The 24,048-nt window shown below is 71.0% G+C and carries 20 protein-coding genes; 11 read left to right on the forward strand and 9 right to left on the reverse strand.

From position 1 onward, the window contains the following. The first annotated feature begins 4 nt into the window (after positions 1 to 4). The 5 genes from JNB62_RS02690 to JNB62_RS02710 all read left to right on the forward strand — a co-directional run bounded on the left by JNB62_RS02690 (position 5) and on the right by JNB62_RS02710 (position 6,054). Positions 5 to 1,516, forward strand: a complete 1,512-nt coding sequence (locus tag JNB62_RS02690; protein ID WP_220299342.1) for a xylulokinase — start codon at positions 5 to 7, stop codon at positions 1,514 to 1,516. Beyond that, positions 1,513 to 2,238: an SDR family oxidoreductase gene (locus tag JNB62_RS02695; RefSeq protein ID WP_220299343.1), complete on the forward strand. Its 726-nt coding sequence runs from the start codon at positions 1,513 to 1,515 to the stop codon at positions 2,236 to 2,238. The genes JNB62_RS02690 and JNB62_RS02695 overlap by 4 nt, the downstream gene beginning before the upstream one ends. Next, positions 2,238 to 2,633 (forward strand): D-ribose pyranase, encoded by a 396-nt coding sequence (gene rbsD / locus JNB62_RS02700; RefSeq protein ID WP_220299344.1) that lies wholly within the window; start codon positions 2,238 to 2,240, stop codon positions 2,631 to 2,633. Before JNB62_RS02695 ends, rbsD begins: the two co-directional genes overlap by 1 nt. After that, positions 2,630 to 3,265: a bifunctional 4-hydroxy-2-oxoglutarate aldolase/2-dehydro-3-deoxy-phosphogluconate aldolase gene (eda, locus tag JNB62_RS02705; protein ID WP_220299345.1), complete on the forward strand. Its 636-nt coding sequence runs from the start codon at positions 2,630 to 2,632 to the stop codon at positions 3,263 to 3,265. The genes rbsD and eda overlap by 4 nt, the downstream gene beginning before the upstream one ends. Before the next feature lie 164 nt (positions 3,266 to 3,429). Next, positions 3,430 to 6,054: a chitobiase/beta-hexosaminidase C-terminal domain-containing protein gene (locus tag JNB62_RS02710; protein WP_220299346.1), complete on the forward strand. Its 2,625-nt coding sequence runs from the start codon at positions 3,430 to 3,432 to the stop codon at positions 6,052 to 6,054. Between the two features lie 53 nt (positions 6,055 to 6,107). On the opposite strand, the gene mnhG is transcribed toward JNB62_RS02710, so the two are convergent. The 6 genes from mnhG to JNB62_RS02740 are packed head-to-tail and all read right to left on the reverse strand — an operon-like array spanning position 6,108 to position 12,504. Then, positions 6,108 to 6,464: a monovalent cation/H(+) antiporter subunit G gene (mnhG, locus tag JNB62_RS02715; protein ID WP_141896684.1), complete on the reverse strand. Its 357-nt coding sequence runs from the start codon at positions 6,462 to 6,464 to the stop codon at positions 6,108 to 6,110. Then, positions 6,464 to 6,730 carry a monovalent cation/H+ antiporter complex subunit F gene (locus tag JNB62_RS02720; protein WP_191170788.1) on the reverse strand — a complete coding sequence of 89 codons (267 nt, stop codon included), beginning with the start codon at positions 6,728 to 6,730 and terminating at the stop codon, positions 6,464 to 6,466. Before JNB62_RS02720 ends, mnhG begins: the two co-directional genes overlap by 1 nt. Beyond that, positions 6,727 to 7,353 (reverse strand): Na+/H+ antiporter subunit E, encoded by a 627-nt coding sequence (locus JNB62_RS02725; RefSeq protein WP_220299538.1) that lies wholly within the window; start codon positions 7,351 to 7,353, stop codon positions 6,727 to 6,729. Before JNB62_RS02725 ends, JNB62_RS02720 begins: the two co-directional genes overlap by 4 nt. A gap of 17 nt (positions 7,354 to 7,370) precedes the next feature. Continuing rightward, the gene (locus JNB62_RS02730; protein WP_220299347.1) at positions 7,371 to 8,960 is read right to left on the reverse strand and encodes a Na+/H+ antiporter subunit D; all 1,590 of its coding nucleotides are present in this window, start codon (positions 8,958 to 8,960) and stop codon (positions 7,371 to 7,373) included. Continuing rightward, positions 8,957 to 9,574 (reverse strand): Na(+)/H(+) antiporter subunit C, encoded by a 618-nt coding sequence (locus JNB62_RS02735; RefSeq protein WP_220299348.1) that lies wholly within the window; start codon positions 9,572 to 9,574, stop codon positions 8,957 to 8,959. The genes JNB62_RS02730 and JNB62_RS02735 overlap by 4 nt, the downstream gene beginning before the upstream one ends. Next, on the reverse strand, positions 9,571 to 12,504 hold the full coding sequence (locus JNB62_RS02740) for a Na+/H+ antiporter subunit A (protein ID WP_220299349.1): 2,934 nt from the start codon (positions 12,502 to 12,504) through the stop codon (positions 9,571 to 9,573). The genes JNB62_RS02735 and JNB62_RS02740 overlap by 4 nt, the downstream gene beginning before the upstream one ends. A 132-nt stretch (positions 12,505 to 12,636) precedes the next feature. Between JNB62_RS02740 and JNB62_RS02745 the strand changes: the two genes are divergently transcribed. Next, positions 12,637 to 14,181 carry a hypothetical protein gene (locus tag JNB62_RS02745; protein ID WP_308291703.1) on the forward strand — a complete coding sequence of 515 codons (1,545 nt, stop codon included), beginning with the start codon at positions 12,637 to 12,639 and terminating at the stop codon, positions 14,179 to 14,181. A gap of 544 nt (positions 14,182 to 14,725) precedes the next feature. Here JNB62_RS02745 and JNB62_RS02750 read toward each other — a convergent pair. Then, complete coding sequence (locus JNB62_RS02750; protein WP_223230890.1) at positions 14,726 to 15,817, reverse strand: LacI family DNA-binding transcriptional regulator; 1,092 nt, start codon at positions 15,815 to 15,817, stop codon at positions 14,726 to 14,728. An 80-nt stretch (positions 15,818 to 15,897) separates the two neighbouring features. Between JNB62_RS02750 and JNB62_RS02755 the strand changes: the two genes are divergently transcribed. Further along, on the forward strand, positions 15,898 to 17,121 hold the full coding sequence (locus JNB62_RS02755) for an MFS transporter (RefSeq protein WP_220299351.1): 1,224 nt from the start codon (positions 15,898 to 15,900) through the stop codon (positions 17,119 to 17,121). Positions 17,122 to 17,199: 78 nt separating this feature from the next. Here JNB62_RS02755 and JNB62_RS02760 read toward each other — a convergent pair whose 3' ends face one another. Next, entirely contained in the window at positions 17,200 to 18,513 is a 1,314-nt protein-coding gene (locus tag JNB62_RS02760) for a MinD/ParA family ATP-binding protein (RefSeq protein ID WP_220299352.1), read from the reverse strand. A 217-nt stretch (positions 18,514 to 18,730) separates the two neighbouring features. Here JNB62_RS02760 and nucS point away from each other — a divergent pair, with 217 nt between their 5' ends. Continuing rightward, positions 18,731 to 19,426: an endonuclease NucS gene (nucS, locus tag JNB62_RS02765; protein ID WP_220299353.1), complete on the forward strand. Its 696-nt coding sequence runs from the start codon at positions 18,731 to 18,733 to the stop codon at positions 19,424 to 19,426. A gap of 6 nt (positions 19,427 to 19,432) precedes the next feature. Here nucS and JNB62_RS02770 read toward each other — a convergent pair whose 3' ends face one another. Further along, a complete protein-coding gene (locus tag JNB62_RS02770) occupies positions 19,433 to 19,915 on the reverse strand; it encodes a hypothetical protein (protein ID WP_220299354.1) in 483 nt (160 codons plus the stop codon). A gap of 114 nt (positions 19,916 to 20,029) precedes the next feature. On the opposite strand from JNB62_RS02770, the gene JNB62_RS02775 reads away from it, so the two are divergent. The 3 genes from JNB62_RS02775 (at position 20,030) to JNB62_RS02785 (ending at position 24,040) form a co-directional block, all read left to right on the forward strand. Beyond that, entirely contained in the window at positions 20,030 to 20,470 is a 441-nt protein-coding gene (locus tag JNB62_RS02775) for a hypothetical protein (RefSeq protein WP_220299355.1), read from the forward strand. Between the two features lie 80 nt (positions 20,471 to 20,550). Beyond that, entirely contained in the window at positions 20,551 to 23,487 is a 2,937-nt protein-coding gene (locus tag JNB62_RS02780; protein ID WP_220299356.1) for a glycosyl hydrolase, read from the forward strand. Positions 23,488 to 23,521: 34 nt separating this feature from the next. Further along, entirely contained in the window at positions 23,522 to 24,040 is a 519-nt protein-coding gene (locus JNB62_RS02785; protein ID WP_220299357.1) for a MarR family winged helix-turn-helix transcriptional regulator, read from the forward strand. The last annotated feature ends 8 nt before the right edge of the window (positions 24,041 to 24,048 follow it).

The raw sequence follows: 24,048 nt of genomic DNA on the forward strand, positions 1-24,048 counted from the left end.
CGCCGTGACCGCACTCGCGCTGGCCTTCGACCTCGGCACCGGAGGCTGCAAGGCCTCGCTGTGGGACGAGCACGCGCACATGCTCGCCGAGACGGTCAGCGAGTACGACACCCTGCATCCCGCCCCCGGCCGCAACGAGCAGCGCCCCGAGGACTGGTGGCGCGCCATCGTGGCGTCCACGCGCGAGATCATCGAGAGGGTCCCGGATGCCGCGACCTCCGTCGCCGGCATCGCGCTGTCGGGGCAGAGCCTCGGTGCCGTGCAGCTCGACGACGCGCTCGAGCTGGTGCGACCGACGACGCCGATCTGGTCGGACGCGCGCGGACTCACCGCGCACGTGTTCGCCGAGCTGCCCGAGCCGGAGTGGTACCGGCGCACCGGCAACGGGTTCGGTGCGGCGCTCTACCCGGTGTTCAAGGCCGCAGCCTTCGCGGCCGAAGAACCGGAGGCGTGGGCACGCACGCGGCACCTGGTCGGCTCGAAGGACTGGATCAACCTGCGGCTGACCGGACGCCTCGTCACCGACCATTCGATGGCATCGGGATCGGGCGCGTACTCGCTCGAGCGCGGCGGCTACGACGATGAGATCCTCGCCGCCGCGGGCCTGTCGCGGGAGCTCTTCGCCGAACCCGTCGAGTCCGCCGACGTCGTCGGCGCTCTCACAGGCGACGCCGCCGATGCGCTCGGCCTGAGGGTCGGCATCCCGGTGTTCGCGGGCGCCGTCGACAACGCGGCCATGGCGCTCGGCTCACGCGGCACCGGCGAGGGGCGCCTCTACGCCGCGCTCGGTTCGTCGAGCTGGATGACCGTCACGAGCGCTCGCCCCGTGCTCGACGAGCACTCCCGGCCCTACGTCTTCCGCCACGCGATCCCGGGCCTCCACGTGAGCGCGCTGTCGACCTTCTCGAGCGGCACCACCATCGGGTGGCTGCGGGACCTGCTGGCACCCGGCGAGCCCATCGGCACCTTCGTCGACCGTGCCGCGGCGAGCGCGCCCGGTGCCGGCGGCGCGGTCATGCTCCCGACACTCGCGGGCGGCACGCCGCTGGAGGGCGGCTCCGGTGTGCGCGGAGGCCTCGCCGGGCTGGAGCTCGGCACCACGTCTGCCGACCTCGTGCGCGCGTGCCTGGAGGGCATCGCGTTCGCCCTCGACCGCAGCCTGCGGCTCATGCGCGAGCTGAGCGGCAGCGACGACGAGCTGCTCATCTCGGGCGGCGGCAGCCGGTCGCCCGTCTGGAACCGCATCTACGCCGACATCCTGCAGACGCCGCTCGTGCGCACGAGCGTCGACCAGCAGGCCGCAACGCTCGGCGCCGCCGCGATCGCGTTCGTCGGCATGGGCGCGTGGACCGACTTCGGCCGCGTCGACGACGCCCACTCCGTGATCGAGCGCATCCTGCCTGCCGACGACGCCGAGGCCGCCTACCGAGCCGCACGCGCGCGCTTCGACGCCGCCTCGACTGCCCTCGCCGCCCTGCCCCCACAGACCCCTTCCCACCACCTGGAGTCCTCATGACCACGAAGCCCCTGGTCGTCATCACCGGAGCCAGCTCCGGCATCGGCGCCGCCACCGCGCGCGCCTTCTCGGCCGCCGGCCACCCCCTGCTGCTCATCGCCCGGCGCCTCGAGCCGATGCAGGAGCTCGGCCTGCCCGAGACCGAGCTGGCGACCGCCGACGTCAACGACACTCCCGCCGTCGCCGCCGCGATCGCCCGCGCTGAGGAGCGGTTCGGGCCCGTCGATCTGCTCATCAACAACGCGGGCCTCATGGCGCTGTCGTCCGTGGCCGAGCAGGATCCGGCACTCGTGCAGGAGCAGTTCGACGTCAACTGCGTCGCGCTCATGAAGAACAGCCAGCTGGTGCTGCGGGGCATGCAGGAGCGCAAGCACGGCACGATCGTCAACATCGGGTCGATCGCCGGCAAGCAGCTCTACGCCGACCACACCGTCTACAACGGCACCAAGTACGCCGTGCATGCGATGACCGAGGGCCTGCGCCGCGAGAACGCCGCGCACAACGTCCGCGTGCTGCTGGTGGCCCCGGGCATGGTCGACACGGGCCTGCTCGGCAACACCGGCGAGGGCGACGTGCTCGACGGCTACCTCGACTACAAGAAGAGCATCGGCGGCGGCCTGGTGCCCGACGACATCGCCCGCGCCATCCTCACCGCCTACCAGCTGCCTCAGCACATCTCGTTCCGCGAGATCGTCGTGGCACCCACCTCGCAGGACGCCTGATGAAGAAGAGTGGAATCCTCCACGCCGAACTCTCCGGGCACCTGGCCCGGCTCGGTCACACCGACCAGTTCCTCGTCGTCGACTCGGGCTTCCCCGTGCCGCCGGGCGTGCCCGTAGTGGACCTGCGGGTCGTCTACGGCCTGCCCGCCTTCGCCCCGGTGCTGACGGCGATCGCCGGCGAGGTCGTCGTCGAACATGCCCTCGTGGCGACCGAGCTCGCCGGCGCCAACCCCGCCGCGCACGATGTCATCGCCGACCGGTTCGGCGAGCTCGACACCGTCGACCACTCCGAGCTCAAGCGCCGTGCCGCCGCAGCCCGCTTCGCGGTGCGCACCGCCGAAGACACCCCGTACGCCAATGTCCTCCTCACGGCGGGCGTGGGGTTCCCGGTATGACCGCGGCGCCCGCCGTTCTCGGCGCCAACCGCATCGTGCCGGTCGTGGTCATCGACGGCGCAGACCGCGCGCCCGACCTCGCCGACGCGCTCACCGCCGGCGGCATCCGCTGCGCCGAGATCACCCTGCGCACGCCCGCCGGCCTCGACGCCATCCGCGCCACGGCCGGGCGTTCCGACTTCGTCGTGGGTGCGGGCACCGTGCTCACCACGGACCAGGTGGATGCCGCCGCCGACGCGGGCGCGCAGTTCCTGGTTTCGCCCGGGCTCGACGACGCCGTGATCGCCCGCGCCGCCGAGCGCGGCATCCCGATCGTGCCGGGTGTCGCGACCGCGACCGAGATCCAGCGGGCACTGAGCCACGGCATCCATCATCTGAAGCTCTTCCCGGCGGGGCTCGTCGGCGGACTCGCCGCCGTGCGCGCATTCGCCGGCCCCTTCCCCGACGTGAAGTTCCTGCCGTCGGGCGGCGTCTCGGTCGACAACGCCGCGGAGTACCTCGCCTCGCCGTCGGTCTTCGCCGTCAGCGGGTCGTGGATGGTGCCCACCGCCGCAATCTCGGCGGGCGATTTCGACACGGTGCGGTCACTGTCGGCCGCCGCGACGGCCGCCATCGACAGCTCGGCGAAATAGTAGCCGTACTACCTTCACTACCTTTGCAATAGGCCTTGCGCGGCCCATTTGCGCCCGTCTAGCCTGGCTCGCACCACGATGTGCGTAGTGTCACTACATCTGGGTGACCATCGGCGGTCACACCGGCGGCGCTGCGCTCTATCGACGTCGATAGGAGAAATGGAATGCGACGACGGCGAATCGGCACCGCGATCGCGGCGACGACAGCCTTGGCGGTGGGGACGCTGGTGCCCGCACTGCCCGCTTTCGCGGCGAGCACGGATGCGCAGCGAACGGTCACGGTGAACCTGGACGAGGTGCTGCAGGAGGACTACCTCGGCATCGGGGTCAACGTCATCCCGTGGAGCCTCATGGGCGACACCGCCGCCTACGGCTACGACGACGCCGACTGGGAGGTCGACGTCGAGCGGATCCTCACCGTGCAGCCCAAGGTGGCGCGCGTGTGGTTCCAGATCGACTGGATGGAGCTCGAGAAGGGGCAGTACGACTTCGAGAGCCCCGAGATGAAGGCGTTCTACCGCTACCTCGACGCCTTCCAGCAGGCGGGCACCGAGGTGCTGCTGAACTTCGGGTGGAAGGTCGGCGAGCGCGTGCACGACTGGTTCCTCTACCCCGGCGTCCAGAAGCCGTACGAGAGCGCCCCCGGCGACCTCGTGGCGTACGGGCACTCGGCCTCGGCCCTGCTGAACGAGCTCATCAACAACCGCGGCTACGACAACGTCGACTACCTCACGTTCTACAACGAGCCCAACGGCAGCTGGGACTTCGAGGGTCCCGCCGACCAGAAGGCGTACTACGCCGAGATGGCGCGCAAGGTGCACGAGCAGCTGCAGGCCGACGGCCTGCGCGACGACGTGCAGATCTGGGGCCCGGAGGAGGTCAACGCCCCCGACTGGACGAAGTACATGGCCGAGAACGCGGGCGACGTGTTCGACCAGTACTCCTTCCACCTCTACGGCGAGTCGTACGACTTCATGAGCCAGGCGATCGACCAGCGCCGCTCGTCCATCGGCGACGCGCCGCTGAACCTGTCGGAGATGGGCTGGACCAACCCCGGCACGAGCGTCTGGGAGACCGGGTACCCGAACTACATCATCCGCAGCGCCAACGGGGGCGTGCACTCGAACCTCGTGTGGCAGCTCAACGGCGTGATGACCGACGACCCCCGCGGCGACACCAACGGCTCGTTCAACATGTGGGACTCGCTCGTGCTCGGCCTCAAGCCGACCGCCGCGTTCTACGAGGCCGGCCTGCTCATGCGGTACATCCCCGCCCACAGCACGGTGCTCGGCACGGAGGTGTCGGACGACGACGTGCGGGCCACGGCGTTCCGCGACGCGGACGGAGAGCTCACCGTCCTCGTCGAGACGGCCGACGGGCGCCCCAAGGACGTCACCGTGCGGTTCGCCGGCGGCAAGGTCAACGACCGCTTCAACCGCTTCGTCTTCGACGACTCGGTCGCCCAGCCGGAGGCCAATGCCCTGCTGCCCGCGTCGACGGGTCAGTTCGCCCTGAAGAAGTCGGCGTTCACCGACGCCGAGATCGGCGGCGCCCACACGTTCGCGATCTACACGACCGCTCCCGCCGAGACGCAGGTCGCGCTCACGCCGGCGCAGTCGACGGTCGCGGGTGGCGCGCAGGTCGACCTGGATGCCTCGATCATCGACGGCACCGGAAAGCTGACGTGGTCGGTCGTGGGTGAGGGCAACGGCTCGGTGGATGCGAACGGCGTCTTCACCGCGCCGGCCGTGGAGTCGGAGCGGTCGGTCGCCATCCGTGCCACCACCAAGAGCGGCGCCTACGGCGTCGCGCAGGTGCTCGTCACCCCGGCACCGCGTGCCGGCGTCGCGGACGCCCCCGTGTTCAGCCTCGAACCCGGGCTGTACCCGTCGGTCGAGGGCGTGACGATCACGACCGGCACGCCGGGCGCCGAGATCCGGTACACGACGGATGGCAGCAGCCCGACCGCCGAATCGACGCTCTACACGGGACAGATCATCCTGAACCCGCTGCAGACGACCTACCTGCGCGCGATCGCGGTCGCGCCCGGGCTGGAGCCGTCGGGCGTGACGTCTCGGCTGTACAAGGTGCTCGACGTGCAGAACGCCCCCGACGGCTACGAGTTCTGCCAGTACGCCGACCGCGGGACCTGCGAGTTCGACGGTGAGGCGAGCGTCGCGTTCGGCTCGGAGGGCCTGTTCCGGTTCGGCACGTTCACCGACGGCGTCGACTGCACGGCGGCGTCGTTCGGCGGCGACCCGAACCCGGGCGGCGACAACCGGTGCTTCGTGAACCCCGAGATCCCCGACGAGGAGCCGGTGGTCACGATCTTCAACGCCGGCTTCGAGAGCCCGGCGACGAACGGCACGGCCAACGGTCCGATGGTCAACGGCTGGACGTTCAGCGCTCGCGCCGGCATCCAGCACAACGACAGCGTCTTCAACCCGGCGTTCCCGGCGCCGGAGGGCGAGCGCACGGCGTACCTGAAGACCGACTCGGGCCTGAACAGCCGGATCGACCAGACGGTCATCTTCCCGGCGGGCACCTACGCGATCACGTTCTACGCCGCGAACCGCGCCGACTTCGGCGGGCTGCAAGAGATCGACGTGTTCGTCGACGACCAGCTCGTCGGCCACGCGGCGCCGGACGACAGCGGCGCGTACGAGTTCCATCAGACGAACTCGTTCACCGTCGAGTCAGGCCAGCACACCATCTCGTTCGTCGCCACGACGTTCGAGGGTGACAACACCGGCTTCGTCGACGACGTGAAGGTCATCGTCGCGGAGTGACTGCCTGAGACGGCGCGTCGGCTTCGGCCGGCGCGCCGTCTCTGTGTCGTGGCTCAGCCGCCCGCGGCGGGAGGTGTGCGTTTGGACTCGGCGAGTTCGTCGACGTAGAGCCCCGTCTCGTCGATCGTGCCGTTGCGGTACGCCTGGCGCCCCACCATGTGCGCCGACAGCGGCGCGGTCGCCAGCTGGATCAGCACCACGGGCACGAGGAACGCGACGACCGGCCATGACCGCAGCGACAGCGCGATCGCGAGGCAGATGAGGATCAGGCCCAGCACCTGCGGCTTGGTCGCCGCGTGCAGGCGCGTGGGCACGTCGCGGAAGCGCAGCACGCCGATCGCGGCGGTCAGGCAGAGCAGCGCCCCGATGAGGATCAGGACCAGCGCAGTCACGTCGAGTGCGGCATCCATCAGCGTTCCTGGTCCCTTCTCGCGACGAACCGCGCGATCGAGATCGACCCGAACACGCCCACCGCGGCGATGATGAGCAGCACCGGCAGCGTCCGCGTGTGGTGGTTGATCGCCATCTCGGCGCCCAGCACGCACATCACCTCGGTGAGCAGCACGTCGGACGCCACCGCCCGGTCGAGGATCGACGGTCCGATCACGATGCGCCACAGCGTCAGCAGTGCCGCGACCGCGAAGATCACGTAGATCGCGATCAGCATCACGTTCATCGCGCACCTCCTCGCGTTTCGTCTCGCTTCGCTCGCTCAACGACCGGAGACCGCCGGGACGAGGCATCCACGATCGCCCGCATCTGCGCACGCGAGCCGACCGCACGGACGATCCGCTCCTCCCAGTGATGGACGCTCGCCCGCTGCTTCTCGACGTCGGCGTCGTCGCGCACCCCGATGACGTGCAGATAGAGGATGCGGCGGTCGCGATCGGTCTCGACGATGAGCGAGCCCGGGATGAGGGATGCCGTCACACCGACGTGCGTCATGATCAGGTCGTCGTCGGTCACGAGGTGCACCGCGATGATCGCCGTCCCCGGCCGGCGGCGGAAGTCGAGCACCTGCCACGCCACGAGGAGCGAGCCGTGCACGACCGCGGCCAGGAACTCGAGCACGAACACGAGGCCCCACCACAGGTTGACGCGGCCCGACAGCTCGACCGGCGGAAGGCGGAACACGCGCGTCACGATGACGGCGGCCGCGAGCCCGGTGACGAACGCCAGCCACGTGAACTGGCCCCACAGCAGCATCCACAGCGCGATGAGCCACACGAAGAACGGCAGCTGACGCCACACGGCGGCCGCCACGCGACGAACGCGGCTCCGGGTCGGGTCGGGGCTCACCGTTGCCCTGTCCTGGCTCACGGGGCCTTCTCCGTCCCGGTGGAGTCGTCCTGCAGCTGCGTCAGCGTCACGGGCTGGAGCAGCGCCTCGCCGATGCGGTTGCACACGTCGTACAGCGGACCGGCGAACACCGTGAGCGCGACGGTCACCGCCACCATGCCGGTGGTCGCGGCGGTCATGATCTTGGGGATCACCCGGCGCTCCGTCTCGACGCCGGCCGCGGGTGCCGAGCCGAGGTACGAGATGCGGGCCTCGGTCTCGGCCGAGTCCTCGTCCTCGCGCCAGAACGACAGGTTCCACGCACGCATGAGCGCGTACAGCGTGAGCAGCGACGTGACGATGCCGCCCACCATGAGCACGATCATGATCGGCGTGCCGACCTGGGCCGCCGCATCGAACAGCGCGTACTTGCCGATGAACCCCGAGAACGGCGGGAGCCCGCCCAGGTTGATCGCGGGGATGAAGTACAGCACGGCGATGACCGGCGCCGCCTTCATGAGGCCCTTGACCCGCAGGATCGAGGTCGAGCCGGCTCTGCGCTCGACGAGCCCGACGGCCAGGAACAGGGTCGTCTGCACCACGATGTGGTGGACCATGTAGTAGATCGTCGCGCCGATCGCGGCGGGCGTCGCGATCGCGAGCCCGAAGATCATGTAGCCGATGTGGCTCACGAGCGTGAACGACAGGATGCGCTTGAGCTCGGCCTGCGCGACCGCGCCCAGCACGCCGACGATCATCGTGGCGAGCGCGATGAACATCAGCAGCAGGTTGACGTCGTTGTCGAGGAACAGCTCGGTCTCGGTGCGGATGATCGCGTACACGCCGACCTTGGTCAGCAGGCCCGCGAACACCGCGGTGACGGGCGCGGGGGCGGTCGGGTACGAGTCGGGCAGCCAGAACGACAGCGGAAAGACGGCGGCCTTGATGCTGAAGGCCAGCAGCAGCATGAGGTGCAGCACGAGCTGCGTCTCTTGCGGCAGCTCGCCCATGCGCTCGGCGATCTGCACCATGTTCACGGTGCCGAGCGCGCCGTAGATCATCGCGATCGCCGCGAGGAACAGGATCGACGACACCAGCGACACGACGATGTAGACGACACCGGTGCGGATGCGCGACTCGGTCGACCCGAGTGTGATGAGCACGTACGACGCGACGAGCAGGATCTCGAACCCGACATAGAGGTTGAACAGGTCGCCCGCGATGAACGCGTTGAAGATGCCCGCGCCGAGGATCAGGTACGAGGGGTGGAAGATCGAGACCGGGGTGTCATCGTCACCGTCGGCCGCACCCTGTCCGATCGAGAAGAGCAGGACCGCCAGCAGCACGACGCTCGACACGACGACGAGCAGCGCCGACAGCCGGTCGACGTACAGCACGATGCCGAACGGGATCGGCCAGCCGCCCACCGACACCGCGATCGGCTTGTCGCCCACGTCGACGACGTACAGCAGGATCGCCGCGATCACGAGCACGGCCGTCAGCGTCACGACCGACACCACGACCTGTGTCCGGCGGTGACGGCCCGAGATGAGCGCGATCGCCGCGCCGAGCAGCGGCAGCGTCACCAGCAGCGGGACGAGGGCGGGCGCGATGGTCGTGAGGTTCATGCGTCGCCTCCGTCCTCATCGCGGTTCTGATCGGTGTGGATGCCGGTCCCCCTGGCCTCGTCGCCGGCCCGGGTGGCGGCATTCCGGCCACCGCCCTGCTCAGGACGATCGACCGGAGCGTCGTCGCGGAGCCCGGCGAAGTCGCGGGCGCCGAGGATCGTGATGGGCGCCGTCGCGGTGCCCACGAAGTCGGTGGTCGTCTCGTCGTCGGCGTCTTCGATCTCGGTCTCTTCGTCCATGGCGTCCTCGGGGAGGGCGCCGCGGCCGCGCACCTCGAGGTCGGCCTCGTCGTCGGTGACGGTGTCGGCCTGACCGAGCTGCCAGGAACGGTAGATGAGGGCGAGCAGGAATGCCGAGACGGCGAACGTGATGACGATCGCGGTGAGGGTCAGCGCCTGCGGCAGCGGGTCCGACATGTCTTCGACGTCGGCGGCGGCACCGAAGAAGGGCGCCACGCCGGGCGGGCCCATCACGATCAGCAGCAGCAGGTTGGTGGCGTTGCCGAGCAGCAGGAACCCGATGAGCACGCGCGTGAGGCTGCGCTCGAGCATGGCGTACACGCCGCACGCGAAGAGCACGGCCATCACGATGATGAGGATGAGCGAGACGTTCACGGCACGCTCACCTCCGTGCGCGGCTCGCGGGCCTCGTGCGCCTGCCGGTCGACCTCGGCGCCGAGGCTGCGGAGCACGTCGAGCACCAGGCCGATCACCACGAGGTAGACGCCGATGTCGAAGAACGTCGAACTCACGAACTCGCCGTGCCCGAGCACCGGGATGTCCCACTCGATCCATGCGCTCGTCAGGGGCGCGGCACCGAAGAACACGGGCACGACGGCGCACGCGACGGCGATCGTCATGCCGGTGCCCAGCAGGCGTCCGGCGTCGGTGGGTGCGGCGGCGCCGAGCTCGTACCGGCCTCCGGCGATGTACCTCATGACCAGGGCCATTCCGGCGACCAGTCCGCCGGCGAAGCCGCCGCCGGGCAGGTTGTGGCCGGCGAAGAGCAGGTACAGCGACACGATGATGATGGTGTGGAACAGGATCCGCACGATCACCTCGAGCATGATCGAGCGGTTCTCGGGCCGAACGCGCTGTCCGCCGACGAGCCACGCCATCGGCCCGCCGCGGGAGCCGCGGGGCTTGACGCCCTCTTCGGTCTCGACGAGCGGGCGGCGCGTGCGGATGGCGTCCGTGGGCAGCGACGAGATCGCCCGCGACAGGGTGTCGGCGCGGTGCGTGACGAAGACGAGGGATGCCACACCCGTCGCCGCCAGGATCAGCACCGACAGCTCGCCCATCGTGTCCCACCCGCGCAGGTCGACGAGGGCCACGTTGACGACGTTCTTGCCGTGGCCGAGCTCATATGCCAGATCCGGGAAGCGCTCCGAGATCGGCTTCTCGACCCGCGCGCTCGTGGCGACGATCGCCACGAGCGCCATCGTGAGGCCGACCGCGGCACCGAGCACCGCGCGGGCCACCGGCCACACCGACGCGTTGTGCTCGCCCATGCGCGAGGGGATGCGGCGCAGCACGAGGGCGAACGCGACGAGCGTCACGGTCTCGACGAGGATCTGCGTGAGCGCGAGGTCGGGGGCGCCGCTCGTCGCGAACAGCAGCACCATGCCCAGGCCGGTCACCGAGACCAGGACGACGCCGGTGTACCGCTTGCGCGCACGGATCGCGATGAGGCCCGCGGCGATCATGATCGGCGCCACGAACAGCTGCATCGGCGTCTGGAACGCGTCGAGCTGCGCACGCCACTCGTCGCTCGCGAGCAGCGCGGTCGCCTCGGCGGCGACGAACACGACGAAGATCGTGCCGACGTACACCGGAAGCGATCCGCGCTGGGTGAGGCTCGTGGTCACGACCGACAGGCGCGCGATGACGCGCAGCGTGCCGTTGTACGCGTCGGCGGCTGTGAAGGGCAGCAGGCGCTTGGCCGGTCGCCACCCGCGTGTCAGCCAGAAAACCACGACGCCGAGCACGATCGACGCGAGCGAGATCCACAGCGCCGGCTCGAGCCCGTGCCACAGCGCGAGGTGCGCCGCGTGCTCGGGCGCGGGGACGCCCGGCGTCGAGGCCGGAGCGGTGTCGGCGTACGGCGCGAAGACCTCGTCGAGCCACGGTGCGGCCAAGCCCGAGACGAGCGTGAGTCCCGACAGCACGAGCGGCGCCACGAGGAACCCGATGGGCGGGTCGGGCCACTCGGTGTCGGTCAGGCGGTCGCCCTGCGCGTCCCGCTTGGTCGCGAACGCGCCCCAGAGGAACCGGATGCCGTAGGCCGCGGTGAGCACGGAGCCCAGGGCGATCCCCGACACCGCCACGATGCCCCACGCGTCGCCGCCCAGCGCCTCGTACAGGAGGGCCGCCAGCGCCCCCTCCTTGGCGACGAACCCGATCGTGGGGATGAAGCCCACCATCGACGCGACGGCGATGATCGAGAACGTCGCCATCACGGGCGCCTGCCGCCCGACTCCCGAGAGCTCGGTCAGATCGCGCGTCGACAGCTGACGGTCGATGACGCCGACGACGAGGAAGAGGGCCGACTTGAACAGCGCATGGCTCAGCAGCAGGGCGAGACCTGCCAGGGCGGCATCCCTCGTCCCGAACCCGAGCACGACGGTGAGCATGCCGAGCTGGCTGACCGTGCCGAACGCGAGCACGCGCTTGAGGTCGGTCTCGCGCAGCGCCTGGAAGCCGCCGAGCAGCATCGTGAAGACGCCGAGCGCCACCACGATCGGCCGCCACGGCGGGGCGATCGCGAAGACGGGGGCGAACCGCGCGATGAGGTAGATGCCCGCCTTCACCATCGCCGCGGCATGCAGGTACGCGCTCACCGGCGTGGGCGCTGCCATCGCGCCGGGCAGCCAGAAGTGGAACGGGAAGATGGCGGACTTGCTGAGCGCGCCGACGAGGATCATGACGAGCGCGGCGTCCACGACCGCCCCCGTCGGGGCGTCGGCGAGGATCTGCGAGATGCTCGACGTGCCGGCGGCGACGACCAGCATCACCACGCCGATCAGCATCACGAGACCGCCGAGCGTCGTCACCAGCAGCGCCTGAAGGGCCGCACGACGGCTGGCCGCGCGCTTGTTGTAGTACCCGATGAGCAGGTACGACAGGACGCTCGTGATCTCCCAGAACATCACGAGCACGACGAGGTCGTCGGTGAGCACGAGGCCGTACATCGCCCCGGCGAACGCCAGCAGCACGGCGGCGAACTGGCCGAGGCTCTCGCGCTTGCCCCGGAAGTACCAGCGGCAGTAGATCATCACGAGCGCGCCGACGCCGGTGACGATGAGGGTCATGAGCCACGACAGCGTGTCCATGCGCATCGACAGGTCGATGCCGAGCGACGGGATCCAGGCGTATGTCTCGAACGGAATGTCACCGGCGAGCACCGCCGGTGTCAGCACCGCCGCGTGCACGAACCCCGCGATCGGGAGGATCGCCGCGAGGTAGAAGGCCCGCGCCCCGACGAGCGACACAAACCACGGGAGCAAGAGCGGAATGACCGCGAACGCGCCGAGCACGAGGAGCATCCAAGGCCTCCTCGGGGTCGTCGGCCGGCGGGCGTCCGGGCAGGACGGCGGACCAGGGCGATCGGGGTGTCTTCGTCCATTCTACGGGCGACGAGCATTCGCGGCGGCGCATGCACGTGCGAGAGTGTCAGGGTGAGCGCCGGCGAGACCCCACGACGCCGCACGCCGCCGCGGTGGGTGCGCGAGCTGCTCGGCTGGGTCGTGGGGGCGGCGATCGCGATCGCGGTCGTGGCAGCCGTCGCGTCGTCGCCCCGGTCGGAGCTCGTGTTCCGCGACGGCGACTCGATGGTGACGACGCTCGTGGTGCATTCCCTCGCGATCGGTCAGCCGCAGGACTGGGCCATGTCGTCCGTGCTGTTCCTACCCGAGATCGCTGCCCTGTGGCTGCTGTCGCTGCTGGGTCTCGGGGTCGACGGCACTCTGGCCCTCGCCGGGGCCGTCAACGTCCTCGCGCTCTACGGCGCGCTGCGGGTCGCGGCAGGGTCGGCGGCGCGGGCGCGGGCGCCGATCTCGGGGGCGCTGCTGGCACTCGCGGCATTCGGACTGCTCGCGGCTTCGGAATGGTCGCCCTCGCGCGACGCGCTGGAGCTCGCGTCGCTGCTCGTCACCACGACGTACTACAGCGCGACCGTCGTCGCGGTCGTCGTGGCGGTGGGCCTCGCCCGGCGCGCGCTCGACCGCGCCGGCGCTTCACGTGGAACACGGCAGTGGGCGGTCGCATCGGTCGGGCTGGGGCTGGTGGCCGCGGCATCCGTCCTCACCAATCCGCTGTTCGCCGCGTGGGCGACCGTGCCACTGAGCATCGTGCTCGCCGTGGTGGGAGTTCGTCGCCGCCGGGCGTGGTGGCTCGCGGGTGCTCTGGTCGCGGGGTCCGTCGCCGGCTTCGTCGCGCGCCTGCCCCTCGCGCATCTCATCGCCAACACCGGCGCCGGCTATGTCGATCCCACGCAGTGGGCCGCGTCGCTGGAGTACTACGGCGCGCTGCTCGCCGAGCGCTGGGCGGCGCCCTGGGGTGCGGCATCCCTCCTCGCCGTCACGCTGCTGTGGGCGTGGAGTCTCGTCGCCACGGTGCTGCTCGCGCGCCGCGCAAAGGTCGGAGCCGCGGTCGTCGCCGCGTGCGGCTGGGTGCTGCCGCTGGTGGTGACGCTCGGCGCGATCGCGCTCGGCACGCACGCGGCGCGCTACCTGCAGCCCACGGTCTTCGCGCCGCTCCTCGGGCTCGTGGTGCTTCCGTCGCTGCTGCCGGCACGGATCCCGGCCGCGACCGCGAGCGCCGCGACCCTGGCGCTCGTCGTGGCCTTGGGGCTCGGCATCCCGCCCCTCATCGCGGCGTCGACCGCACCCGACCGAGATCTGGACTGCGTCGTGCAGTGGGCAGAGGGCTCCGGCCGCGTCGGCGGCGGGCAGTTCTGGACGGTCCGGCTGCCCAAGACGCATCTCTCCGACCCGCGCGGTCTGGTGCAGCTCGACCATCAGCTGCGCGGCTACGCGTGGCTCGTCAACCGCGACGACTTCGCGGTCGGCGGAGTGTCGTTCCTCGTGACCGACGCGCAATCGCCCGCGTTCGAGCTGCCCGCCGGAGTGACGATGACGGATGCCGCAACCATCGACTGCGGGCGGTACACGATCCACGACTTCGGCGACCGCACGCTGCCCATCGGGCCGCTGCGCTCCTGAGGCGCGCCGCGCGATCCCGTGCACGGGCGCGTTTCGTCTGCGGGCGCCAGAGCGCCCTCCGCTCAACGACCGGCACGCCACCGGCCGTTGAGCGAGCGACGAAGGAGCGAGACGGAACGCCACCACCGCACAGACGGCCCGGGCCACCCCGTCTCGTCTACTGGCGCCAGAGCGCCCTCCGCTCAACGACCGAAACGCCACCGGCCGTTGAGCGAGCGACGAAGGAGCGAGACGAAACGCCACCACCACACGGACGGCCCCGGCCACCCCGTCTCGTCTACTGGCGCCAGAGCGCCCTCCGCTCAACGACCGAACCACACCGGCCGTTGAGCGAGCGACGAAGGAGCGAGACGAAACGCCACGACCGCACGGACGGCCCCGGCCACGCCCTGTCTCGTCTGCGGGCGCCGGAGCGCCCTCCGCTCAACGACCGGAACCACACCGGCCGTTGAGCGAGCGACGAAGGAGCGAGACGAAACGCCACGACCGCACGGACGGCCCGGGCCACGCCGGTCTCGTCTGCGGGCGCCAGAGCGCCCTCCGCTCAACGAGCGGCGGAACCCGGCGCGGGGCCGGTGGTATTCCCCTCGCGGAATGTGCACGTGAAGCGGATGGATGCCGCGGGCCGGCCCTCCATCATCGCGGCGACGGCCGCGCCCGCGGCGCGGCCTTTGTCGGCCGCGGGCTGCACGGCGGTCGTGAGCTCGTAGGGCGCGAGGCCATCGACCACGATGCCGTCGAAGCCGGTGACGCTGACGTCCTCGGGCACGCGCAGCCCCGCCTCTTCGGCGGCGCGCACGACGCCCGCGGCGAGCAGGTCGCTCTGTGCGATGACGGCGGTCGGGCGGCGGTCGGGGTCGGCGAAGATCTCGCGCCCGGCCGCCAGGCCCTCGTCGATGAAGCTGCCGGCAGCGGCGTAGGCCGGGGCGTCGGGAAAGACATCGAGTGCGCCGGCCAGTCGATCCCGCGTCACGTCCACCGTGATCGCGGTGTCGTCGCCGATCCAGCCGCGCTCCCAGTCCACCCGCACGGGCAGCGTGACCACTGCGGCCCTGCGGTGGCCGAGCGCCCGCAGGTGGCTGGCGAGCTGGCGCTGCGCCTCACGGTTGTCGAGGTCGATGCGCGGCACGTCGCCACCGGCGTCGCCCTCGATCACCACCACCGGGATGCCGCGTGCCTTCACCGTCTCGAGCGATTCGCGCAGCATGCCGCTGCAGCCGATGAGCACCGCGGCGTCGAGGGGCGCCGTGGTGAGCGACGGGCCGGCCGCCTGCGCCGCGTCGCTGCCGGCGGGCTCGTGGTCGCGCAGCAGCAGCAGTCCCGCGCCGAGCGGGCCCACGGCGTCGGCCAGGCCGTCCATCATCAGCGTCTTCACGGGATCGAGGAACGCCTGACCGAGGTGCTCCTCGAAGACCACGCCCACGATGCCCGAGCGGCCGCGGCGGAGTGAGGCGGCGCGGGGGTCGGGGCCCGTGTAACCGAGCGCGGCGGCGGCGTCGAGCACCCGGCGGCGCGTCGCGTCCGACACCGGTGTCTTGCCGCTGAACACGACCGACGCGGTCGACGGCGAGACGCCGGCCTCGCGGGCGACGTCCGAGATCGTGGCACGGCGCGTGCCGGGGTCGTGACGGCTCATGTCGTCCTGATCGTAGCCCGTGCCCGGCATCCTTCCGAATCGATTCGGGAAACTCCGAATCGATTCGGTAGCCTGTGCGGATGGACACCGCGCTCACCCGTACCCAGCTCGTGCGCTGGCGTGCCGCGATCTTCACGATCTTCTTCGTCACCGGCCTCGGCTTCGCGTCATGGGCGTCGCGTCTTCCGGCCGTCAAGCAGGACCTCGGCATCAACGATCTGCAGCTGGGCGTGCTGCTGTTCGTCAGCGGCGCGGCGTCGATCGTCGGCCTGTCGCTGGCCAACGTCATCGTGGCGCGCTGGGGCGCCCGGCGCGGCATGTTCGCGACGATCATCACGTTCGCCGCCGGCGGCCTGGTCGCCGGGCTGGGCGTCCAGTTCCTGCAGTCCTACGCAGTCGTGTGCGTGGCGATGGTGCTGATGGGCGTCGGCATGAGCGCCACCGACGTAATGATGAACGTCGAGGCGGCCGCCGTGGAGCAGTCGTTCGAGAAGACGCTCATGCCGCTCTTCCACGCGTTCTTCAGCCTCGGCACCGTCGCCGGCGCCGGCATCGGCATCGCGATGGCGGCCTGGAACGTCGGCGTCGCCTGGCACCTGTGGGGTGCTGCCGCCCTTGTGCTCATCGCCGGGCTCTTCTCGCTGACGGCCGTGCCGACGCGCGAGATCGTGCACGACGACCCGACCACGAAGGTCTCGCGCCGCGACCGGTTCGCCGAGCTGCTGTCGGTGTGGCGCGACCCGCGCACCTACGCGATCGGCGCCATCATGCTCGGCATGGCGTTCGCCGAGGGCAGCGCGAACGACTGGCTGACGATCGCGATGGTCGACGGCCACGGCCAGACCGAGGCCGTCGGCGCGATCGCCCTCACGGTGTTCTCGGTGGCGATGACCGTCTTCCGCATCCTCGGCGGCCCGCTCGTCGATCGCATCGGCCGGGTCTGGACGCTGCGCGTCCTGTCGATCGCTGCGGGCGTCGGCCTGGTCATGTTCATCCTCGCCCCGAACCTGCCGGTGGCGTTCGTCGGCATCGCGCTGTGGGGCGCCGGCGCATCGCTCGGCTTCCCGCTCGGCATGTCGGCGGCCGCGGACGACCCGAAGAAGGCCGCGGCGTCGGTCTCGGCGGCGGCGACGATCGGCTACCTCGCGTTCCTGTGCGGCCCACCGGTGCTCGGCTGGATCAGCCACCAGATCGGCATCCTCGCGACGCTGTGGATCATCGTCGCCCTCATCGCGATGTCGGGCCTCGCCTCGGGCGCGGCCAAGCCGATCGCAGGGTCGAAGGTCGGCGCCGGCCACCACTGACCCGGACGCCCGGATCGACGGGATGCCGGGCCACCGGCATCGCGAGACCAGGGATTCAGACGGCGCGCGCCGCCGGGGTCAGAGCCGGTCGGCCACCGTCGCCGCGACCGTGAGCCACGCGTCGCGGGTCTCGGGCGCGAGCGCGTCGAAGTCGATGGGGCCGCCGTCGACCAGCGAGGGGTCGAACGGCGCCTTCACGACCGCCGACGTGACCTGCTCGAAGTGCTGAGCCAGTCGCGCCTCGAGGGCGCGGTCGGGCCGCGAGGAGGGAGCGGTGAGCACCGTGACGGCCTCGTCGATCTTGCGGCCGAAGCCCTTCTCGCGAAGGCCGTCGAGCAGCCACGCGGCGCTGGCGGCGGTGTCTTCGCGGACGGTCGACACGATGACGAGCTGGTCGGCGGCGGCGACGGCGGCGACCCAGTTCGAGGCGCGCATGTTGTTGCCGGTGTCGACGATCATGAGGCGGTAGTAGCGGCGCAGCAGCGCGTGCAGCCGGTCGAAAGCGGCCGAGTCGATCGTCGACGAGGCGGCGGCGTCCTCGTCGGACGCGAGGACGTCGAAGCGGGCGTCGACCTGCGTGCGCACGTAGTGGTCGAGGGCCGCGAGGCTCGAGCCGCGGAAGTTCGAGGACTCGTCGAGCTCTTCGAGCAGGTCGACGGCGGTGCGGTGGTGGGGCGCGTTCTGCGCGCGCCAGCCCAGCGTGCCGCGGGTCTCGTTGTTGTCCCACGCGAGGGTGGCACCGCCGCGCAGCGTGCCGAACGTCGCGGCCAGCAGCAGGGTGCTGGTCGTCTTGTGCGCACCGCCCTTCGGGTTCAGCACGACGATCGTGCGGGGCGCGTCGAGGCGGCGCTGGACCCGCTTCTCGCGGTCGAGCCGCGAGCGCTCGGCACGACCCGGCGCCGGCGAGATCAGCCCGCCGGTCGCACGCCGCACGGCCGCCTGCCAGCCCTCGGTCGCCCGCGGGCGCGCGCTGGCCGCGCGTGACTCGAGCAGGTCCTGCACGGTGGGCCGCGCCTCGGGAGCCGGCGCCGGGGGCGCCGTCTCCGGCGACACGGCGGCGGCTGCGGCAGAGACGGGCGTGGGTGCGGTGACGGATGCCGTCGACACGGGCGCGACGCCGGCGTCGTCGGTGGTGACGGCGGCGGCCTCGAGCTCTTCGGCGAACGTCCCGTCGGGGTGGACCACCAGGGGCCAGCGCGAGGAGCCCTCGACGAGGGTGGCGTGCGCGGGCTCTCCGGCGGATGCCGCGAGCTGGCGGATCTCTTCGACCACGCGGTCGCGCAGGGCGAGGGTGTCGGGGGCGACGACCTCCGCCACTTCGCTGCCGACGTGGACTTGGGCGACGGTGCTGGACAGGATGTGCACGGTCGCGTCGGGCAGACGTGAGTTCATCGGTTCTCTCCGGGCGATGGGGCATAGGAGCCGGGTACTGGGGCCCGCGGCAGAGAGCGGGCGGTGACGGGCACCGGACCCGTCAGGATCGCAGCGTCGACCGTCGTCGCGCATGCGACACGAGTTCACGCTAACCGACGAGCCTGCAGGCAAGCTGAGGCGCGGCCGACAGACGCCAGGCCGCCGGCAGCGCCGGGGCGCGGGCTAGGCTCTTCGGGTGCGTCTCGTCATCGCCCGCTGCTCCGTCGACTACACCGGGCGGCTCAACGCCCACCTGCCCCTCGCGACCCGCCTGCTGGTGCACAAGGGCGACGGCTCGCTGCTGGTGCACTCCGACGGGGGCTCGTACAAGCCGCTCAACTGGATGAGCCCGCCGTGCCGGCTCGACGTCGAGATCCCCGACGAGGAGTCCGCGTCGGCCGGCGTCGTCGAGCACTGGCGCGTGACCCACGCCAAGACCGGCGATGCGCTGCTCGTGCGCATCTACGAGGTGCTGCACGACTCGTCGCACGAGCTCGGTCTCGATCCCGGCCTGCAGAAGGACGGCGTCGAAGCCGACCTGCAGCGCCTGCTCGCGGAGCAGGTCGACGTGATCGGCGAGAACCTGACGCTCGTGCGCCGCGAGTTCCCGACCGCGATCGGCCCGGTCGACCTGCTGCTGCGCGACCCGGCGGGCGGCACGATCGCCGTCGAGGTCAAGCGCCGCGGCGACATCGACGGCGTCGAGCAGCTCACCCGCTACCTCGAGCTCCTCGGACGCGACCCGCACCTGGCCCCGGTGACCGGCGTGTTCGCCGCACAGGAGATCAAGCCGCAGGCGAAGGTGCTGGCCGCCGACCGCGGCATCCGCTGCGTCACGCTCGACTACGAGGGCATGAAGGGCATCGAGTCCGGGGCGCCGCGCCTGTTCTGACGTCCCTCACCCGACGATCTGGTACGCGCCGTCGGCCGGGTCGACGATGACGCGGAACGTCTCTCCGAGCGCGGCGATGCGGCTCTCGGTGCTGCGGTGGGTCATCTCGAACTCCGGCACGTCCGGCCCACTGACCCGCACCGTCACCTCGACGCCGGTCTCTTCGCCGATGGCGGCGGGCCGGGCGGCGATCACCTCCGCCGTCGCGGGCCGCCCGTTGCGCGCAAGACGGTGCACGCGCCGTTGCATGCGCGCGGTCGACACCATCGAGAGGACGCCGAAACCGCCCGAGATCACGAGGATCGCGATGCCGCCGATGAGGGTCGGAAGCTCGAAGGCACCCGCGAGCGCCACCACGACGATCAGCGCCGGCCCGAGCAGCAGCAGGACGACTCCCCCGACGTAGCTGCCGGCGCGGGCGACGGGTCCCTTCGGGATCACCTGCTGGAAGTTGCCGTCCTGGGCCATCCAGAGCTCATCGGGCTTCATTCCGCTCACGCTACTCCTGGGCGGGCTCCCGGCGCCCAACCTCTTGACGGCATGCACTCACAGGTGCATTATTGCACTTGTCAGTGCAATAATGGCGTTCGAGAGGAGCTCCCCATGGACGACGCGACGCAGCCCGGCCAGGGCGCTGTCCCCCAGGCCGACCTGAAGACGCTCGACAGGCTCGTCGGCACCTGGTCGGTGTCGGGCGAGGCCGAAGGAACCGTGAGGTACGAGTGGGCGGAGGGCGGGTTCTTCCTCTTCCAGCACGTCGACCTCGGCGGCAACCGGGGGCTGGAGATCATCGGGCACGAGCAGAAGTACGGCGAGCAGCCGAGCGTCGACATCCGGTCGCGCTACTACGGCTTCTCCGAGGGCGAGACGCTCGAGTACACGTACGAGATCGCGGGCGACACCCTCACCATATGGAGCGGCGGCCGGGGCTCGCCCGCGTACTACGAGGGCACGTTCAGCGCGGACGGCGACACCCTGACGGGGGCGTGGCACTACCCCGGCGGAGGCGGCTACTCCACCGTGTCCCGGCGAATCAGCGACTGATCCGCGACGACCTCTCTTGTGTCCTGTCCTGCTGACAGTACATACTGTCGCCAAGACGGTTCTTGAGAGGATGCCGCGCAATGACGCTCGACGACTTCCGGCGTGAGATCGCCGACCCCGCGATCGAATTCCGTCCCGAGCTGCGCTGGTGGCTCGCGGAGGGCCTGCACACCGACGCGACGCTGCGTCGCGAGATCGACGACGCGCACCGGCTGGGCTTCGGCGGGATGGAGTTCCTTGCGATGGACGAGGGGGCCATCGACCACGCGCGGTACGGCTGGGGTGCCGAGGAATGGGTCCACGACTCGCAGGTGGTCGTCGAAGAGACCACGCGCCGCGGCATGTCGGTGAGCTTCACGTCGGGCACCAACTGGTCCAACGCGAACCTTCCGACGATCGACCCCGACCAGCGTGCCGCAGCACAGGAGCTCGACGTCGTGCACGAGACGCTGGCCGCCGGGCAGTCGCGCTCCGGCGCCCTCCCCCGCATCGACCTCGACGCGCCCATCGCCGAGACGACGCTCCCGGGTCATCGCGGCACCGTCCGCGACCAGCACCTCGCGGCCGTCGTCGCCGCACGCGTCTCCGGCGAGGGGCTGCTGGATGCGGCATCCCTCACGGATCTCACCGCGCGCGTCGACGGCGAGACCCTCGAGTGGACCGCGCCCGCCGACCCCGAGGGCGGCGAGTGGCGCCTGTTCACCTACTGGGTGCACGGCACCGGGCAGACGGCATCCCCGTCGGCGAGCGTCAACTACACCGTCAACTACCTCGATCGCGACGGAGTGGACGCCGTCATCGCCTACTGGGACGAGGTCGTCCTCACCCCCGCGCTGCGGGAGCAGATCGCGCAGAACCCGCGCACGCAGATGTACATGGACTCGCTCGAGCTGTCGACGTACGGCGCGGGCGGCATGTTCTGGGGCTTCACCGTGGCCGACGAGTTCCGCGCACGCCGTGGCTACGACATCGTGCCGTGGCTGCCGTTCCTCACGCGCCAGGCGCCGTTCATGGCGGTCTCGACCGTCTACGACCACCAGCCGGCCGACGAGGGCGACGGCGTCACGGTCGACAAGGTGCGCTTCGACTACGTGCGCACGCTCACCGACCTCTACATCGAGAACATGCTGCGCCCGTTCGCCGCGTTCCTGCACGAGGTGGGCATGACCCTGCGCGCCGAGATCAGCTACGGCCTGCCGTTCGAGCTGACCCGTCCGGGTCCGGAGGTCGACGGCATCGAGACGGAGTCGCTCGAGTTCGGCGCTCAGATCGACGCGTACCGGCTGATGGCGGGCCCCGCGCACCTGTTCGGCAAGCAGTACTCGTCCGAGACCGGGGCGACCACGCGCAACCACATGCTCGACCACCGCTTCTACGACCAGATCATCGCGACGCAGCTCGCGGCCGGCATCACGAAGACCGTGCTGCACGGCTGGGCGAGTCCCGCCGGGGCCGAGGGCGTCACCGAGTGGCCCGGCCACGAGGGCATGTGGCCGATGTTCTCGGAGCGATTCGACACGCGCCAGCCGGGGTCGCAGTTCTACCCGCTGTGGACGGCGGCGATCGGCCGCCTGCAGTACGCCCTGCGCCGTGGGCGTCCGCGCATCGACGTCGGGATCCTGCGCACCGACCACTTCACCGACAACCTCATCGGCATGGCCCTGATCGGCCCCGACGGCGAGCGCATCCCCGACGAGGTCGCCTACGGCACGATGTGGATGCGCGACCGCCAGAACCACTGGTGGCAGGACCTCGGCATGCAGGACGCCGGGATCACCTACGAGTTCTTCGACGGCTCCCTGCTGCTGCGTGACGACGTGTCGTTCGACGGTGACGAGGTGCAGCCCTCCGGGCCCGGTTACCGCGCCCTCCTCGTGTACCAGAGCACGCTCGACGCCGATGTCGCCGCGCACCTGCTCGCGTGGGCCCGGCGCGGACTGCGGCTCGTGATCGTCGACGGCGCACGCGAGCTCGAGTCGCTGCTGGCCGGGCGGTTCCGCACGCACGAGGTGGCGGCATCCACCACTCCCGGTCTCGACGGCCGCGACGACGAGCTCGCCGCGATCATGACGGAACTGCGGGGAATGCCGGGCGTCCGCGTCGCAGCGCCGTCCGGCGTGGTCGCCGCCCTGGACGACCTCGGCGCCGGCGGTCGTGCACGGTTCGTCGACGACGACCCGCATGTGCTCACGCACCTGCGCGAGGACGCCGGGCTGGCCGTGCTCTACGCCTACCACTTCCTCTACGAGACCACCGAGCCCACGACCGTCCGGATCGCGCTCGACGGCACCGGGTCGGCCCACCGCCTCGACCCGTGGACGGGCGCCCTGCGCCCGCACCGCGGCGCGACGACAGCGGGCGACCGCACCGTCATCGAGCTGACGCTCGCCCCGGGCGAGGTCGCGGTGGTCGTGCTGGACCGTTCGGCGGCACCGCAGGACTCCGCCGCTTCGGCGCCGGTCGAGGTTGCGCGCGCCGAGGTGTGGCGCCTCGCGGTCGAGAGCTGGGACGCCGGCGAGCCCGAGGTGCTGACCGAGGATCGCGGCCTCGGCTACGAGACGCGCGAGGTGCGTCCGACCACCGCGGTCACCCGCATCGACGCCGGAGAGGTCACCCTGAAGCCCTGGTCGCTCCTCGACGCCGTCGGCCCCGACGTGTCGGGCGTCGGTGAATACAGGGCGAGCCTCACCGTCCCCGAGCTCGCGGCCGGAGCGCGCTACGTCCTCGACCTCGGCTCGACCGGCGGCGGCCTCGGCTCGGTGCGCATCGGCGACGGACCCGAGCGCGGCTTCGACACGGCGCATCCCGTGGTCGACGTGACCGCCGATCTGCGCGCGGGCGGCAACGACGTCGTCGTGCGCGTCTCGAGCTCGCTCAACAACCGCCTGCGCGCCCGCGGCTACTATGAGCGCGTCCCCGACATCGGGGCGCAGCTGACAGGCGAGGAGCGCATGCAGCACGCGATCGTGCGCGAGTACGGCCTCCTCGGCCCGGTCCGGCTGCTGCGCGAGGACTGAGCGCACCAGGACCGCCGACAGGAACGAGAGCACGATGGCCCGAGGCGACCTCGACACCGACGCCTCCGCCGACCTGAGCCCGGTGATCGCCCCTGACCCGCTCGACCTGCGGCTGTCGCTCGCGTCGATCGTGCACTGGGCCGACAGCACGGCGGTTCGGCGCGACGTCATGGCGAGGGTCGCGTTCCCGGTCGACGACATGGGGATGTTCCTCGTCGTCAACCAGCTGTCGTACAACGGCGCCATGCGGCCGGTCGAGCTGTCGCTCGCGCTGGGCATGACGGCCACCAACATGAGCAAGATCGTCGGCCGGCTGGTGCAGGCGGGGCTCGTCGTGCGGGTGCCGGCACCCGACGACGACCGTGGTGTGCTGGTGGCGCTGTCGGACGACGGACGGATCATCGGCGGGCGCATCATGGCGGTCGCCGAGGCGAACCTGCGCGTCGTGCTCGCCGACTGGTCGCCCGCCGAGGTCGATGAGCTCAGGCGCACGATGGCGCGGCTCGCCCGCGTGCACCGCTCCGTCTCGGAGCGGCGGGCCGGCGCGCCGTAGGCTGGAAG

Origin of the sequence: Microbacterium jejuense, assembly GCF_019511665.1 — a bacterium.
GTDB classification, from domain to species: domain Bacteria; phylum Actinomycetota; class Actinomycetes; order Actinomycetales; family Microbacteriaceae; genus Microbacterium; species Microbacterium jejuense_A.